Origin of the sequence: Nocardia sp. NPDC127606 (assembly GCF_042671725.1) — a bacterium.
Taxonomy (GTDB): Bacteria; Actinomycetota; Actinomycetes; order Mycobacteriales; family Mycobacteriaceae; genus Nocardia.
The window spans coordinates 1,212,481-1,227,253 of the sequence record NZ_JBHXWQ010000001.1; the positions used below are offsets into that span (position 1 = coordinate 1,212,481).

Here is a 14,773-nt window from a genome sequence, read left to right on the forward strand (position 1 = left end):
TGTGTGTAGCTGTGACGCACGCAGGCGGCTCCGCCGCGAAGCCCGACAGCCGCGCTGGGGAGAACACACGCGTTCGGACCGCGGAGGGATTACTGGAGGCCCGTCAGCTACTGCTCGCCGTCGCCGGGAACCTGCAGGGCGGGTCCCCGCTGATCGGGTGGGCGCGCGAGCTGGCGGATCTGCACGCGACTCTGTTCACCGCGTCGGTGTCGACCACCCGTCGGCCCGCCGACTTCGACGCGCCCACCACCAGCGGCCGGATCAACGCCGTCATCGGCCTGATCGACGAGTGGTCGGCCTGCCATCTTCCTCGTCCCACTTCGGGCCGCCGCCACACCCATTCCCTCGGCGAGGTGATCAGCCACGTGGCAGATACCTACACCCACGTTCAGTGGACACTGCGCCACACCAAGAGCGCCGAACACCAGCACCACGCCGCACTGCGCTTTGCTCAAGTCCAGGAAGGCTATGCCGATCTGGTCGAGGAAATTCGAGCCTTACGCGTCGCGCTACCGCTGGGCCGGGGCAACCAACCCGTCTTATAGCGGGCGGACAGGCGATAACTTACGCGGTGCGCCGGGCGTTTCGATCTGCCCTGTCGACCGACTCGGCGATCTCGTCGGCGAGACTCGAACACGGCGCACGCGGCAGCTTGTGCCTCACCTGGGCAGGTTTGGATCATCTCGAGCTGGAGCGTGTGGCGCTGCGGGTGGGATTGTTAGCGTCGGCGGATGGATCTGGGACTGGACGGAAAACGGGCGATCGTCACCGGCGCGAGCAAGGGAATCGGTCTCGCTATCGCGCGGGGGCTCGCGGCAGAGGGTGTGGATGTGGTGCTCGCGGCACGGTCGGCGCAACCGCTGCGCGCCGCCGCGGAGGAGATCGCTCGGCAATCGGGGCGGCGGGTGATCGCGGTACCGACCGACACCGGCGACGACGAACAGGTGAAAGAACTCGTCGCCCGCACCGTCGCCGAACTCGGTGGCGTGGACATCCTGGTGAACTCCGCTGCCACACCGTGGAGCGCGGGCGCGGGCGGCGATCTGCAAGCCACCACCGACGAGATCGTGCGCAGGGAAGTCGAGATCAAGGTGCTCGGGTACCTTCGCACCGCGCGTGCTGTCGCACCCCACCTGGTGGAGCAGGGGTGGGGTCGGATCATCAACATCAGCGGACTCGGTGCGCGGCAGGCCAATTCGATCGGGCAGACCATCCGCAACGTGAGCGTCTCGGCGTTGACCAAGAACCTCGCCGACGAGCTGGGGCCGCACGGGGTGAATGTGACAGTCGTGCACCCGGGTCTCACCCGTACCGAACGGCTCACCGAACGTCTCACCCGCCAGGTCGAGCGAGACGGTGGCGACGTGGCCGAGTTGGAATCACAGCTGGTCAAGAATTCGATTCGTCGGATCATCGACGCGGGTGAGGTCGCCGACGTGGTGACGTTCCTGGCCTCGCCACGCAGCATCGCCATCACCGGCGATGCGATCGCGGCCGGGGGTGGCGTTCCCGGGCCGGTTTTCTACTGACGTTCGGGATGTGATCGGGCCGATTCTATTGCTTCGACGGCTCCTACCTCATCGACGGCCGCAAGAGCTTCACGTCGCTCGGCCCGGTATGGACCTCGCGGTACAACGTCAGATCGCCGAAGCCGAAATCCAGCTCGATGCCGCGCACGCACTGCTCGAGACGATGACCCGTGATGCGGACGCCGGCGTCGATCTCGGCGTGCGGACGGTTCCGCGTCTGTTCTCGGCGAAGGAAGTCGCCACCAGGACAGCCGAGAACGTCATCGACACCGCCGTGCAGGTGGTCGGCGCGTCGTCGGTCAGTCGCCGCAACGAACTCGAACGTCTCTACCGCGACGTGCGCACCGGACAACTCCATCCCCCCAAACACCGACGCGATCCTCGACGTCGTCGGCCGCACCGCCCCTGGGTCTGCTTCCCTGACACCGCTGTGCCCGGCGGTTCGAGGGCGCCGTCTCGACACCGAATCACACCCGCACGAATACGGGTGTGATTCGGCATGTGTAGGGGGTGTCAGCAGTCCCCGGTGCCCGCATTTCCGGGAGCCCCGTTGACCAGTCCTGCGCCGCCGCTGCCCGCGGTGCCGCAAGCGCCGAGGGTGCCGTCGCCGGTCTGGGCCCCGCCGTTTCCGCCGTTTCCGCCCGCCCCGCCGGTTCCGAGGATTCCGGTGCCACCATTGCCGCCGCGCGCGCCCGCTCCGCCGCTGTTGTTGGCGCCCGAGGCGTCGCCGCCGTTGCCTGCCTTGCCGCCCGCGCCGCCGGTGTCGACAGCGAGCGCGTTGCCGCCGACGCCACCGTTGCCGCCGGGCGCTCCGTCCGTGCCGGTTGCGCTGGTCGCGCCTGCCCCGCCGTTGCCGCCTTCGCCACCGGCGCCGCCGGATCCGCCGTTGGGACCGCCGAGTCCGCCGTTGCCGCCCAGCCCTCCCGCACCCAGAACGCCGAGTCCACCACTGCCACCGTTTCCGCCCGCGCCGCCCGCGCCACCGCCGTAGCCGACGCCGCCGTTCCCGCCGTCGCCACCCGGACAGTTCTCGGTGCCCTGGCTGCCGTTGCCGCCGCTGCCGCCGGCGGGCTGGGAGGCGGTGCCGGGAGCGCCGTCGGCGCCGTTCATGGTCTGGCAGGCAGCGAATACCGGCGGCGCCACGGCGATCATGGTGCTGGTGGTCAGGACGAGACCGCCGAACAGTGCGGCGATACGGGTGCGTGCGCTGAGAGTTCCGGTCACAATAGTGCTCCTCTATTTATGTGCACTGCGGCCGATGTAGCGAAATCGGCCATGGGGCGCGCTTCACCGATCATCCGATTCGGTCGGATCAAATGTGAATGCGCCAGCGCGTCGCGGCTCATTCACAAGCTCATGGTGTAATGGAGAGGAAATATCCCGCTCGTCTTCATCGACGACGATGAAAGCAGAAACCTGCGGTAGAGGTGTGTTGCCGGAACCAGGCTGTCAGCCGTAATCCATTGCTACCGAGTCATTTACGTAGGACGGAATCGGGTGGTCGCCGGCCCGTGAAGACGTTTCGGCGCGGACAATGAAGCGCTGGCATTTGCGAGTATGATCCGCGCTCTGGCTTGTCTGCCGGCATGTAACTGCGATGACATTGTCGCTCATGCTGGAGCGCCGAATGGAGCCTACGCGTATTTCGTGACGTTTACTACCACTGTGCCCCGATGTAAAGCTGAGCTTTTATTGTCGAATTATATTTCTCTAGAACAGGTCGGACTGGGACAAGGCCGTGTGTAGGCGGCGGCGATATCAGTTGTCCTTCGCGGGTCCGGTGGCGGGCGCCGACGAGGTGCGCTGCCGCGACCGACATGCAGTGGACGGATCGCAGACCGGGACGCCGACATCGTTGGGGCCGAGGATGTTCGACGGCGATCAATGGGGAGGAAAAAAGGACTGTTTCTTGCTTGGTGGGCTGGCTAGGGTCCGTGTCCATGAGTGGTGAAGTGATCATCGTGACCGGTCCACCTGCTGCGGGAAAGACGACGGTTTGCCGCCTTCTCGCCGACGCGGCGAGCGCCCCGACGGTTCATCTCGAGACCGACCTGTTCTACCGGTCGATCCGCACAGGATTCGTCCTGCCGTTCCTTCCGGAAGCGCACCGGCAGAACGAGGTGGTGATCGAGGCGATCGTCGCGGCCGTCGCGGCATACGCGCGCGGCGGGTACGACGTCATCGTCGACGGGATCGTCGGCCCGTGGTTCCTCCCGCCGTTTCGGGCACTCGCCGACCACGGCGGGCCGACCGTTTCCTATGTGGTCCTGCGACCCGACTTGGCCACCACCGTGTCTCGCGCGAAGCAACGCGTCGGAGACGAGCTGAAGGATCTGGCGGCGATCACCGGCTTGCACGGCGCATTCTCCGACATCGGAGACCTCGAGAAGTACACGATCGATACCGGCGGCCTGGATCCGAACCAGACTGCTGACCGGACGAGGCTGCTCCTTGCTACCGGCACACACCGGCTGACTTGATGCGAGACAGCCTGATTCGGCCAGACCGCACCGCCGTCACGGTCAAGGTCAGTCGGCGGGGAATGAGCGTTCGCATCGGCAGGCCACGTTCGACCGAACCGGGTGAAGGTTCGTGCTCGACGTGAAAAGTGTTGCCGCCGAATGTTGTACGAGGGGTCGTCCATAAGCAGTCGTCAAGGTTTCGTTAGCGACGCAGGCTCAGGATGATCTTGTCGAACAACACGAAGGGGAACGATGAAAACTGCAATCACCGCCACCATGATCGCCGCGACCGGCTTGCTGGGAGTCGGTGTGGCGTCCGGGGTGACACCCGTCAGTTCGCAGACGACCTTCGAGGTTGCCTATGGATCGTTGGACGGGGGCGGTGCCGGGGGTTCGTCGGCGGAGGCGTCTCGTTGCAGGAACGGCCGACCGTGCGGGTCCTCCGGCCAGATCGGGGACGGCCAGGAGCCCGGCAGCCGAGGCACCGTCGGGGGCAAGCCCGGCAGTCGGTAGCCCGCCCCCGTCGGTCTCAGAGCTGCGATTGCACCTCGGCGGCGATGAGTTCCAGGTGGTCGAGATCGGCGAGATCGAGGATCTGGAGGTAGATCCGGCTCGCGCCGATCTCGCGGTAGTGGGCGATCTTGTCGACGACCTCGGCGGGCGAGCCCGCCAGGCCATTGTCCTTGAGCTCGTCCACCTCGCGCCCGATCGCGGCGGCCCGGCGCGCTACCTCGGCGTCGGTGCGCCCGACGCAGGCGACCAGGGCGTTGGAGTAGATCAGTTCGTCGGTGCGCCCGGCCGCGCGCACCGCGGTGCGCACCCGGTCGAACTGGGCGGCGCTGTCGGCGATCGAGGCGAACGGCATGTTGAACTCGGTGGCATAGCGGGCCGCCAGGCGCGGGGTGCGGACCTTGCCGTTGCCGCCGATGATCACGGGTACCGGGTCTTGCACGGGCTTGGGTAGGGCGGGGGAGTCGGTGAGCTGATAGTGGGCGCCTTCGAAGCTGAACGTCGCCCCCGGCTTGGTCTCCCACAGGCCTGTGACGATGGCCAGTTGCTCTTCGAGCAGGCTGAACCTGTTGTCCGGGAACGGGATTCCGTATGCGGCGTGCTCGGCGGCGAACCATCCGCTGCCCAGGCCGAGTTCGACCCGCCCGTTCGACATCTGATCCACCTGGGCGATCTGGATGGCCAGCGGCCCCGGCAGCCGGAACGTCGCGGCGGTGACCAGGGTGCCCAGCCGGATGCGGGAAGTGTCCCTGGCCAGCCCGGCCAGGGTGATCCAGGCATCGGTGGGGCCGGGCAGGCCCGAGGCATCGCCCATGGCGAGGTAGTGGTCGGAACGGAAGAACGCGTCGAATTCGAGCTCCTCGGCGGCGCGCGCCACCGACAGCAACGTGTCGTAGTCGGCGCCCTGCTGGGGTTCGGTGAAGATGCGGAGGTCCATGATCACCATCGTGCCCGATACGAACAGGTCCGGCGCAGTGGTGGCCTTGACCTCGGGAAACGCGCTACCGGCCGTCCTGCGGGTCGGCAGGGTGGCGGTGTTCCGGCGGCGGGGTGAGTTCGTCGACCACCACCAGGTTCCCGCCGGACTGTTTGGCCCGGTACATCGCCGCGTCGGCGGATTGCAGCAGTCGGTCCGGAGTCGGGCACGGACATCGTGGACAGCTCGATGCGTCGAAGACGGCAACACCGACGCTCGCGGTGACAGCCACCGTGGTCTCCGGTGGTTCGGCGATCACTCGGCACAGCCGTTCGGCTTCCCTGCGCGCGGCGGTCGCGGCGATCGGGGCGGCGACCACGAACTCCTCCCCGCCCGTCCGAGCCACCACTGCGTTCTCCCCGGCGGCATCGCGCAGCCGCCGGGCGGTCCGCATCAAGACGATGTCGCCGATCCGGTGGCCCCAGGTGTCGTTGACGTTTTTGAACCGGTCGAGATCGAAGCAGATGACACAGATCGAGGGATTGCGGTCCATCAGCTGGGGCAGCCGGTTCTCGAGGCCCCGGCGGTTCAGCAGGTCGGTCAGCGGGTCCGACAGCGACTCGGTGCGCAGCAGCGAATACAGGAGCTGGAATGCGGGCACCGCGCTCACCACCGACGCGAGGAGCAATGCGACCGCGAGGGCGAGCTCGATGCTGCCACCGCCGGTGGCGATCCGCACCGAGAACACCACCACCGACAGCAACGACCACATCGAATGCAGGGCCAGTGCCCTGGCGCTGTGGAAGAAGCTCAGATAACTGCCGGTGCCGAGGAGCAGTACGGTGCCCATCGCCCCGAACAGTCGATCCTGCAGCTGGAGGAATTCCACCGTGAACAGCACATCGGCACAGGCGATCAGCATCAGCGACTCGGTCTTGCTCGGCCAGGGCAGCAGCCACCAGCGCGCTGCCCACAGGGTCCCGGCCAACACTCCGATCGTCGAAGCGATGCCCGGATGACCGGGCGGGCCCACCGGCGTTCCCGCGATCACCACGCCCATCACCGCGATCCCGGCTCCGGCGACGCCGATCAGGATCTTCAGCGGAACCAGCGCCGACCTGGCGGACAGCGTGCGCACCAGCCATCGGTAGTCGACAGGGTCTTTCCACCAAGCCCGCAGCGTCTTGCCGTCGTTCATCGACTCACCCTTGGTCCCGATCGCATCGCCTACCTCGCTGGTTACGCGTGTGAAACTCCAAGGAACCCCACCAGCTGATCGGCAGTAGTCTAGGTCGGACCATGTCGGGATCTCGACGGGCCGGTCGGGCCGCCGCGTTGCGTGCGGCGGCGGTGCTGTCGAGATCGGGGTGGACCGGTTCGCCGCTTCGGGGCGTGTCCGCTGGTTCGAGTTGCGGCACGATTCCCGAGGGCAACTCGCTGACATCGGATCTGTGATGTCGAGCTGCCGGTTCCGGCGACCGGCAGCTCGCTTCGGATGGGGTTACGAGGCGCCGAAGCGAATGATGTTGGCGCGCAAGAAGTTCAGGGCACCGAAGAAGGCTTGACGCGTGCCGCGAGGAAGTCGTCGACGATCCGGGCGCAGTCCTGCGGAGTCGAGGCCCGCAAGCCGATGAGCTTCGCGAAAACGAGTGGACCGAGCAATTGCGACAGCACGAAGTACGTGTCGAATTCGCCCAGTTGCCGGTGCGCCTCGGGGGTATCGAGCACCTGGTCGAACGGCACCCGATAGTGGTCGATGATGCGCTGGCGCAGCGAGCTGATGGCCGGGTTGTCGGCATTGTGGTCCGAGCCGGTCGCCAGCCACGCCAATGTCGAGACCTGCAGCGGCGTGTCTCGGATCGCCTCGGCCTGGCGTTCCAGCAGGGCGACGAGGCGCTCGCGCAGCGGACCTTCGGGCGGGGTCTCCACTGCCGAGGGCAGCAGCCGTTCGATCGTGGCGGCGCGTAGCTGCATCGCGTTGTCGAAATGCCGGTACAGGGTGGTTCTGGCGACCTTGGACAATCTGGTGACGCCTTCGACTGTCACCGCCTCCAAGCCTCCGTCCTGCAGCAGCGCCGCGGCGGCGTCGAGTAGCCGGGCGCGCGAGCGCACCCGGCGCGGGTCGACCTCGACGGCGTCAGTTCCGCTCATATCGCCCAGTATTCCTCTGCCGGTGGACTTTCCCCACGGCCTACCTCCCGCTCCATACTTATGCTACATATAGTAGCGAAGCGATACTAATAGTAGCGGAGGCCCGATGGTTCCCACCGGACGCGAACGATTGTCCGCTGCCCAGCGCTGGCTGCTGACATTGTCTTGTCTCGCGGTAGTTCTCGTCACCTCCTCGATGGCGGCGCTGTATACGGCGCTGCCGGAGATCGCGGCCGATACCGGCGCGAGTCAGGCCGAACTCACCTGGATCGTCGACGGTTACACGCTGGCACTGGCTTGCCTCGTACTGCCTGGGGGTGCGATCGGTGACAGGTATGGCAGGCGCGTGGTTCTCATCCTGGGACTCGTCATCTTCTCGCTCGCCTCAGCGGCCCCCTTGTTGCTGGACAGCCCGACGTGGCTGATCGTCGCGCGGGTCGTGACAGGGGTCGGCGCGGCGCTGGTGATGCCGTCCACGCTGTCGCTGCTGACCGCCGGATTTCCGGAGGAACGGCGAGGCAGCGCGGTCGGCTTGTGGGCCGGTGTCGCGGGCGTCGGCGCCATCCTCGGTATCCTGGGCTCGGGTGTTCTGATCGAAAACTGGTCCTGGGCTGCGATCTTCGCCGGGATGGCAGTCGCGGGCGCGATGCTTGCGGTGGCAGCCTTCACGCTGCCCGAATCGGTGGATACATCGAGGCCCGCGATGGACCCGCTCGGTGCGGTCACCAGCGCTGTGGCAATAGGCGCGATCGTGGTCGCGGCGATCGAGGTGCCCGTACGCGGCTGGCTCGATCCCGTAGTGATCGGCGCGACCGCTGTAGGGCTGGCCGTGACAACAGCTTTCGTCGTTGTCGAAAGACGGGTCGCGCACCCGTTGATCGATATCCGGCTCTTCGCTCATCGGGGCTTCGGCAGCGGCACCGCGATCGTGACGGTGCAGTTCCTGGTCACCTTCGGCCTGTTCATGCTGATCGTGCAGTATTTTCAGCTGATTCTGGGCTACCGTCCGCTGATCTCGGCACTCGCGCTCGCTCCCATGGGCCTGCCGATGGTGGTGATCTCCGTGATCGCGCCCCGGGTGGCGGAACGGGTGGGCCTGCGAATCCCCGCCTGTGCTGGTTTGCTGGCGATCGGGGGCGCGATGCTGATGATCGCGCAAGTCGACTCGCACACTTCCTATGTGGACCTCCTCGGCCCGCTGCTGCTGATGAGCACAGGGATCGGGTTGTGCACCGCGCCGGCTACAGCCGCGATCGTCGACGGCACACCCGTGCAGAAGCACGGTGTCGCCGCCGCGGTCAACGATGCCGCCCGCGAGATCGGCGCCGCCATCGGCATCGCGATCGCGGGCAGCGTGCTCGCGGCGGGTTACGGCGAGCGCATCGCCCCCGCCCTGCCCAGCCTCCCCGAGGCAGCGCGTGAACCGGTCGGTGACTCGCTCGCGGCAGCGCTCGAGGTGGTGGAGCGCGCAGGTCCGCCTGCGCAGCCGCTCGGCGATTTCGCGAAGTCCGCGTTCATTCACGGCATGCAGGAGTCCGCCACCGTACTGGGATTCCTGACTCTCGGCGCCGCCGTACTCATCGCCATGTGGGCCCCGGGCAGACGCCGTACCGACAAGACAGCCGAAACCGTGGCATCACGGGCGTAGGTAACGCGCATTCGGTCAACCTCTCGGCTCACGGTGGCGACTACGATCGTGCGATGTCGTTCGTTGAGTCGGTGGCAACCAATCTTGTTGCCAACATTACCTTTTGGCTACTTCTCGGGGCTGCGTTCCTGGTGGGGAGCTGCCGGGTGGAGCGCAGGATGGTTCGGTTCTTCGCATTGCACCGAAGTCGGCGTATCGACGTCTACCTGTCGAACACAGCGATACCGCGTCCCGACGGGCGGCCTCGATATTCATTGTCGCTACACGAGTTCCACGCTGCTCAGGCCGCCGACAAGCTTGTCGGCGCTGCGCCGCTGCGTTTACCCGAACTCGTCCGGGGCTTGGTCGACGGAATCTGGCTCCGACGGCGGATCAGTTCCCGCGTCGCGGTCAGTCCGGCGGCGAACGGCGCCGAACTGACCGATTCGTGCATTGTCGTCGGCAGTGGTGCACGGAATCTCCTGCGCCGATTCGCTGTGACCGAGGGAACCGCCAGGGCGACGATCGTTCGGGAATTGTCCACCGATCTGCCCTCGTACTCGGAGCCGCGTGGGAAGCAGACTACTTCGCTGACTACCCGGAGCCGACACTGCTGGCAGCGATCAGGGTTCCCCGGCCCGGAAGTCCGTGAGGCGATCGGAGTGTTCGGTCGTGGTGGTCATGAGAAGTGCCGGGCTGGTGGGTGTAGGACGATGTGGGCGTGAATGCTCCTGCGCCCGGACCTGTCTTCGATGTCATCGCCGTGTTGAACGGCGCGGTGGACCTGAGGTCCTATCCGCGTCGCAACCTGGTGCTGAGTTCACCGCAGACCGGCGGCTTGGTGTTCGGTTCGGCCGCGTATCAGCGCGCGATCTTCGAGCCTGTCGTACACCTGCTCAACGGTGTCGAGATGCTCGAATCGCAGGGGTGGCAGATGGTCAGTGTGGTCGAGCGGAACATCGACAATGTCTACTACATGCTCGCCTTCATGCGCCGGGTCTGACGCCGATCCGGCCATGACCGCCGCCCGATGTCGCCGTGGCCGGTGAGCTTGTGGCGAGCCGACCGGCCTACACCCTGGGAACAGGGTCATTCGGTAGGGGTTCCGCCTCGCCGATGGTGCCCATGATCACCAGGGCCTGCCTCAGCAGGGTGGTCTGTTCGTCGGAGAGCTTGCTCAACTGCCCGGCGAGCCAGGCGTCACGGGCCGAGACCTTGTCGGTGAGCAGTGACCGACCAGATCGCGAGACCGAGACGACGACCTGTCGGCCGTCGGACGGGTGGGGTCTGCGCTCGATCAGTCCCAGCGCGGCCAACGCGTTGATCGTGCGCGTCATCGATGGCGGCCGCACCCCCTCTCTGCTGGCGAGCGCGCCCGACGACATCGCGCCGTCGCGGACGAGCGTGGTGAGCGCTGAGCGTTGGACCAACGAGATCGGCTGGTCGGTGTGATGCAGGCGCAGTAGGCGATCGAGTCTCACAGTCAGCAAGGACAGCGCCCCGGCCACAGCCGCGGTATTCGAGTTCGGTGACACAATCATGAACTTTACGAACAAAATTGCCTGCTGTCCCGGCCTGGTCGGTCTCTCGGGCGAGCGGGACGGCCTGCCGAAGCAGCTGCGCCGGTTCAGGACAGCCAATCGTCGAGGTGGGGGAGCTCGGTGGCTACTGTGCCGGTGAAGTGCGGCGGGCGCTTCTGGAGGAAGGACATGACGCCTTCGCGCAGGTCGGCGCTGGAGAAGGCGTAGGAGATGAGGCGGGCGTCGAGGGTGAAGACGTCGTCGGGGGTTTTGTCGCCGGACATGGCGACCAGGCCGCGGCGGATGGCGGCTACGGAGACAGGGGCCACCTGGGTTGTCAGTTCGGCGGCGAGGGCCCGAGCGTTGGGCAGCAGGTCTTCGGGGGCGTGCAGGCTGGTGACCAGGCCGGCGGCGAGGGCCTCGTCGGCGCCGAAAACGCGGCCGGTGATCATCCATTCCTTGGCTTTGGCCAGGCTGACGATGCGCGGCAGGAACCAGAGCGAACCGCCCTCGGGGAACAGGCCCCGGCGGGCGAAGACGAATCCGAAGCGGGAATCGGTTGCGGCGAGACGGAAGTCGGCGGCGAGGGTCATGGAGAGGCCGACACCGATGGCAGCGCCTTGCATGGCGACGATGACGGGCTTGTTCAGCTCGGTCATCGGGCGCACGACCCGGGTGGACCATTCGACCCATTCGGGATCGGTGACATCCTCATCGGATCCGTCGGCTGTGAGATCCATGCCGACGCAGAAGTCACGCCCTTCGGCGGCGAAGATCACCGCACGAACGGCGTCGTCGCGGTCGGCTTCGGTGAAGGCGGCGCCGAGTTCGTCGGCCATCTCGGTGGTGAAGCCGTTGCGCGCCTCGGGACGGTTCAGTGTGATGGTGGCGACGGCCGCATCAACGCTGTAAACGATGGTTTTATAAGACAATTCGACTCCTGATTCAGCGTTTCCCGGATGCGGCGGAAACGAGCAACTCGACCATGGCTGTGGCCTTGCCGGACTGCGGCGGGTCGCCGGTGATGATGTCGCTCCAGACGAAAGCTTCGCCGACGCGCACGATCGCATAGGCGAGATCGCGGACTTCGATGCGCGGATCGAGATCGGGCAGGTCGGTCAATCGTGATGCGGCCCAGTCGATCATTCGGCCCTGGACGACCGAGTAACCGGAAGTCAGCACGCGCAGACCGTATTCCGGGTCGTCGGCGACGAATCGGGTCAGCGGTTCGAAGGTGCGGACCGTATCCGCGAGGGTGCCGAAGTTGCGGACGAACCGTTCAACGGGATCCTCGGACACGCGCACGCCACGTTCCTCGACGCGGCCGATCGCCTCCGCGATGATCCGCCACACCACTTCACCGATGACGACTTCCCGGCTTCCCCACCAGCGATACAGCGTGGCGCGGCCGATTCCCGATGCACGCGCCAGCTGCTGCATATCGATGCGGCGGGCCTCGAGGAACCACTGGTGCGCGAGGTCGATGACGTCCTCACGCGCCGGTTTCGCAGGCGTGCTCGAGGCCGGGTCGTCCGGTTCCGGCGACGGGCTTTCGCCGCTGGTCACGACTACGGCCTCGTCAGCGCGGCGTAGCGGGCGAGGTGGTGGTCGGTGGATCCGAATTCGTGCTCGATCGCGGTCAGCCGCTTGAAGTAGTGGCCGACAGCGAGTTCCTCGGTCATGCCCATTGCACCGTGCAGCTGGACGGAATTCTGGCCGATGAATCGAGCGGCACGGCTGACGGTGACCTTGGCTGCGGATGTCGCCCGCGCCCGAACCGCCGGTGCCGCGTCCAGTGCGTGGATCGCCAGATACGCTGCGGCGATTGCCTGTTCCAGCTCCATGTACATATCGACCATGCGGTGCTGCAGAACTTGGAAGCTGCCGATCGGCTGACCGAATTGCCTGCGTTGCTTGGCGTATTCGACGGTATCCGCCACCACCTTGCGCATGCATCCGACCGCTTCCGAGGCGATCGCCGCGATCGCCTCATCCGCTGTGGCCGCGATCGACGACCAGGCCTCGCCTTCCGCGCCGAGCAGTGCGGCGGCGGGCAATCGGAATTCGGTAAACGTGATATCGGAACCGACCCGATCGTCGATCGTTCGGTAGGAGTGGATCTCCACCCCGGCCGGCGGATTCGCCGCATCGAACTCACTGAGGAACAACGAGATACCGGATTCGTCGCGCCGAACACCCGAGGTGCGTGCGCTGATGATCAGATGGGTCGCCAACGGCGCACTGGTCACGACGGTCTTGCTGCCGTCGATCACCCACGAATCACCGACGCGGCGCGCGGTAGTCGAAAGATCGTGCATCGCATGGCCCGAGGTCGGCTCGAGTGCGGCGAACGCGGTACGCGCCGTACCGGCCACGATCTGCCGCAACAGTGCATCGGCAGCCGCACCACCGCTGCGTCGCAGCAGCCCAGCCCCGATGATGACCGTGTCGACATAGGGTTCGACGACGAGCGCGCGCCCGAGTTCCTCGGCGATGACCATCATTTCGACCGGCCCACCGCCCATACCGTCGACATCCTCGGGCAGGGTCGCACCGAGGATGCCCAACTCCTCGGCGAAACCGCGCCACACAGCGGGCTGCCACCCCGCGTCGGATTTGACCGCGCTACGACTCCGCTCCAGGTCGTAGCGGGCGTCGAGGAATCCGGCCACCGAATCACGCAGGAGTTCTTGCTCTTTGGTGAAGGTGAAGTCCATCAGAGCCCCAATGCTGCCTTGGCGAGAATATTTCGCTGAATTTCATTGCTGCCCGCGTAGATCGAGCCTGCCCGGTCGTTGAAGTAGCGCAGCGGCGCGACGGCCTGCCACTGTTCGCCGCTGCGATAGCCGTCGGCCGGTGGCCGGAATTCGGCGATCGGGCCGCCGGGTTTCGTCGCATGCGGTTGGTACACCCGACCGCGCGGACCCGCTGCCTCGAGCGCCAATTCGGTGATCTTCTGGCTCAGTTCGGTGGCCAGGATCTTGAGCATCGACGAGGCGGGGCCGGGGTTCTTGCCCTGCGCCAGCACCGCCAGCGTTCGGTATTCGAGGATCTCGAGTACTTCGGTGCGAATCCGCGCCTCGGCCAACTTCGCCGCGAAGGTGGCGTCATCGATCAGCGGATTGCCGTCCGGGCCGGTCTGCCCGGCTGCCGCGGTAGCGACTTCCTGGGCCATGACCTGCAACATCGGCGACAGTGCCCCACCGCGTTCGTGGACGAGCAGATATTTCGCCACGGTCCAGCCGTCGTCGATCTGGCCGAGCACATTGCTCTTCGGCACTCGGACGCTGTCGAAGAAGACCTGGTTCTGCACCTGCTCGCCGGAGGTCATCACCAGCGGGCGGATCTCGATACCCGGCGAGGTCATGTCGATGAGCAGGAAGGTGATGCCCTGCTGCTTCTTCCCCTCGCGCGAGGTGCGGACCAGGCAGAAGATCCAATTGGCCTCGGTCGCGTGGGTGGTCCAGATCTTGCTGCCGGTGCACACGAAATCCTCACCGTCGTCGACGGCGGCCATCGTCAGCGAGGCCAGGTCCGATCCGGATTCCGGCTCCGAATACCCCTGGCAGAAGAACACCTCACCGGTGAGGATCCGTGGCAGGTAGTACGCCTTCTGCTCGGTCGTTCCGAAGGCGACGATCGCGGGCGCGACCATTCGGATGCCCATCGGTGACAGCGCGGGCGCACCGGCCTGCATCAGCTCCCGGCCGAAGATGTAGTGCTGGGTGAGGCTCCAGTCGCAGCCACCGTGTTCGACCGGCCATGCCGGTGCCGCCCAGCCGCGATCGTGGAGAATGCGCTGCCACTTCATGCTGGCATCGTGATCCGGATAGACACTTGTCGCCAAGTGTCCGGCGCGACGTAGGTCGGGTGTCAGCTTCTCGTCGAGAAAGGCCCGAACCTCATCTCGAAAGGCCAGATCAGCCGCTGACCAGTCGTAATCCATCAGCCCTCCCGGAGGGATGTGCTCCATTGCGTCCGTGCAGACTTGCGGCCGCGTGAGACACAATGTACTTCTGTCTCAGCCCGGAATCAAGGGATATGGAGGCGTTAGCGCG

General features: G+C 66.2%; 15 protein-coding genes. 6 read left to right on the top strand and 9 right to left on the bottom strand.

Going from position 1 to position 14,773, the window contains the following annotated elements; genetic code table 11:
* The first annotated feature begins 11 nt into the window (after positions 1–11).
* The 3 genes from ACFVJ5_RS05780 to ACFVJ5_RS05790 all read left to right on the top strand — a co-directional run bounded on the left by ACFVJ5_RS05780 (position 12) and on the right by ACFVJ5_RS05790 (position 2,022).
* Positions 12–545, top strand: a complete 534-nt coding sequence (locus ACFVJ5_RS05780; protein WP_379218717.1) for a hypothetical protein — start codon at positions 12–14, stop codon at positions 543–545.
* A gap of 186 nt (positions 546–731) precedes the next feature.
* Positions 732–1,529 (top strand): SDR family NAD(P)-dependent oxidoreductase, encoded by a 798-nt coding sequence (locus ACFVJ5_RS05785; protein ID WP_379218718.1) that lies wholly within the window; start codon positions 732–734, stop codon positions 1,527–1,529.
* 88 nt (positions 1,530–1,617) lie between these two features.
* Positions 1,618–2,022, top strand: a complete 405-nt coding sequence (locus ACFVJ5_RS05790) for an acyl-CoA dehydrogenase family protein (RefSeq protein WP_379218719.1) — start codon at positions 1,618–1,620, stop codon at positions 2,020–2,022.
* Positions 2,023–2,042: 20 nt separating this feature from the next.
* Here the strand turns inward: ACFVJ5_RS05790 and ACFVJ5_RS05795 are convergent, their stop codons facing one another.
* Complete coding sequence (locus ACFVJ5_RS05795) at positions 2,043–2,753, bottom strand: hypothetical protein (RefSeq protein WP_379218720.1); 711 nt, start codon at positions 2,751–2,753, stop codon at positions 2,043–2,045.
* A gap of 716 nt (positions 2,754–3,469) precedes the next feature.
* Here ACFVJ5_RS05795 and ACFVJ5_RS05800 point away from each other — a divergent pair.
* Complete coding sequence (locus tag ACFVJ5_RS05800) at positions 3,470–4,009, top strand: AAA family ATPase (protein WP_379218721.1); 540 nt, start codon at positions 3,470–3,472, stop codon at positions 4,007–4,009.
* 511 nt (positions 4,010–4,520) lie between these two features.
* Here ACFVJ5_RS05800 and ACFVJ5_RS05805 read toward each other — a convergent pair.
* The 3 genes from ACFVJ5_RS05805 to ACFVJ5_RS05815 all read right to left on the bottom strand — a co-directional run bounded on the left by ACFVJ5_RS05805 (position 4,521) and on the right by ACFVJ5_RS05815 (position 7,568).
* On the bottom strand, positions 4,521–5,438 hold the full coding sequence (locus ACFVJ5_RS05805) for an LLM class F420-dependent oxidoreductase (RefSeq protein ID WP_379218722.1): 918 nt from the start codon (positions 5,436–5,438) through the stop codon (positions 4,521–4,523).
* Positions 5,439–5,502: 64 nt separating this feature from the next.
* The gene (locus ACFVJ5_RS05810; RefSeq protein ID WP_379218723.1) at positions 5,503–6,615 is read right to left on the bottom strand and encodes a GGDEF domain-containing protein; all 1,113 of its coding nucleotides are present in this window, start codon (positions 6,613–6,615) and stop codon (positions 5,503–5,505) included.
* A 344-nt stretch (positions 6,616–6,959) separates the two neighbouring features.
* Entirely contained in the window at positions 6,960–7,568 is a 609-nt protein-coding gene (locus ACFVJ5_RS05815; protein ID WP_379218724.1) for a TetR/AcrR family transcriptional regulator, read from the bottom strand.
* A gap of 106 nt (positions 7,569–7,674) precedes the next feature.
* Here ACFVJ5_RS05815 and ACFVJ5_RS05820 point away from each other — a divergent pair, with 106 nt between their 5' ends.
* The gene (locus ACFVJ5_RS05820) at positions 7,675–9,216 is read left to right on the top strand and encodes an MFS transporter (protein WP_379218725.1); all 1,542 of its coding nucleotides are present in this window, start codon (positions 7,675–7,677) and stop codon (positions 9,214–9,216) included.
* 700 nt (positions 9,217–9,916) lie between these two features.
* Entirely contained in the window at positions 9,917–10,198 is a 282-nt protein-coding gene (locus ACFVJ5_RS05825; RefSeq protein ID WP_379218726.1) for a hypothetical protein, read from the top strand.
* Positions 10,199–10,265: 67 nt separating this feature from the next.
* Here ACFVJ5_RS05825 and ACFVJ5_RS05830 read toward each other — a convergent pair whose 3' ends face one another.
* The 5 genes from ACFVJ5_RS05830 to ACFVJ5_RS05850 all read right to left on the bottom strand — a co-directional run bounded on the left by ACFVJ5_RS05830 (position 10,266) and on the right by ACFVJ5_RS05850 (position 14,661).
* Positions 10,266–10,736 carry a MarR family winged helix-turn-helix transcriptional regulator gene (locus ACFVJ5_RS05830; RefSeq protein WP_379218727.1) on the bottom strand — a complete coding sequence of 157 codons (471 nt, stop codon included), beginning with the start codon at positions 10,734–10,736 and terminating at the stop codon, positions 10,266–10,268.
* Between the two features lie 86 nt (positions 10,737–10,822).
* Entirely contained in the window at positions 10,823–11,647 is an 825-nt protein-coding gene (locus tag ACFVJ5_RS05835) for an enoyl-CoA hydratase-related protein (protein WP_379218728.1), read from the bottom strand.
* A 13-nt stretch (positions 11,648–11,660) separates the two neighbouring features.
* The gene (locus tag ACFVJ5_RS05840) at positions 11,661–12,281 is read right to left on the bottom strand and encodes a QsdR family transcriptional regulator (protein WP_379218729.1); all 621 of its coding nucleotides are present in this window, start codon (positions 12,279–12,281) and stop codon (positions 11,661–11,663) included.
* A 2-nt stretch (positions 12,282–12,283) separates the two neighbouring features.
* Complete coding sequence (locus tag ACFVJ5_RS05845; protein WP_379218730.1) at positions 12,284–13,432, bottom strand: acyl-CoA dehydrogenase family protein; 1,149 nt, start codon at positions 13,430–13,432, stop codon at positions 12,284–12,286.
* Positions 13,432–14,661 (bottom strand): acyl-CoA dehydrogenase family protein, encoded by a 1,230-nt coding sequence (locus tag ACFVJ5_RS05850; protein WP_379218731.1) that lies wholly within the window; start codon positions 14,659–14,661, stop codon positions 13,432–13,434. Before ACFVJ5_RS05850 ends, ACFVJ5_RS05845 begins: the two co-directional genes overlap by 1 nt.
* Positions 14,662–14,773: the final 112 nt, after the last annotated feature.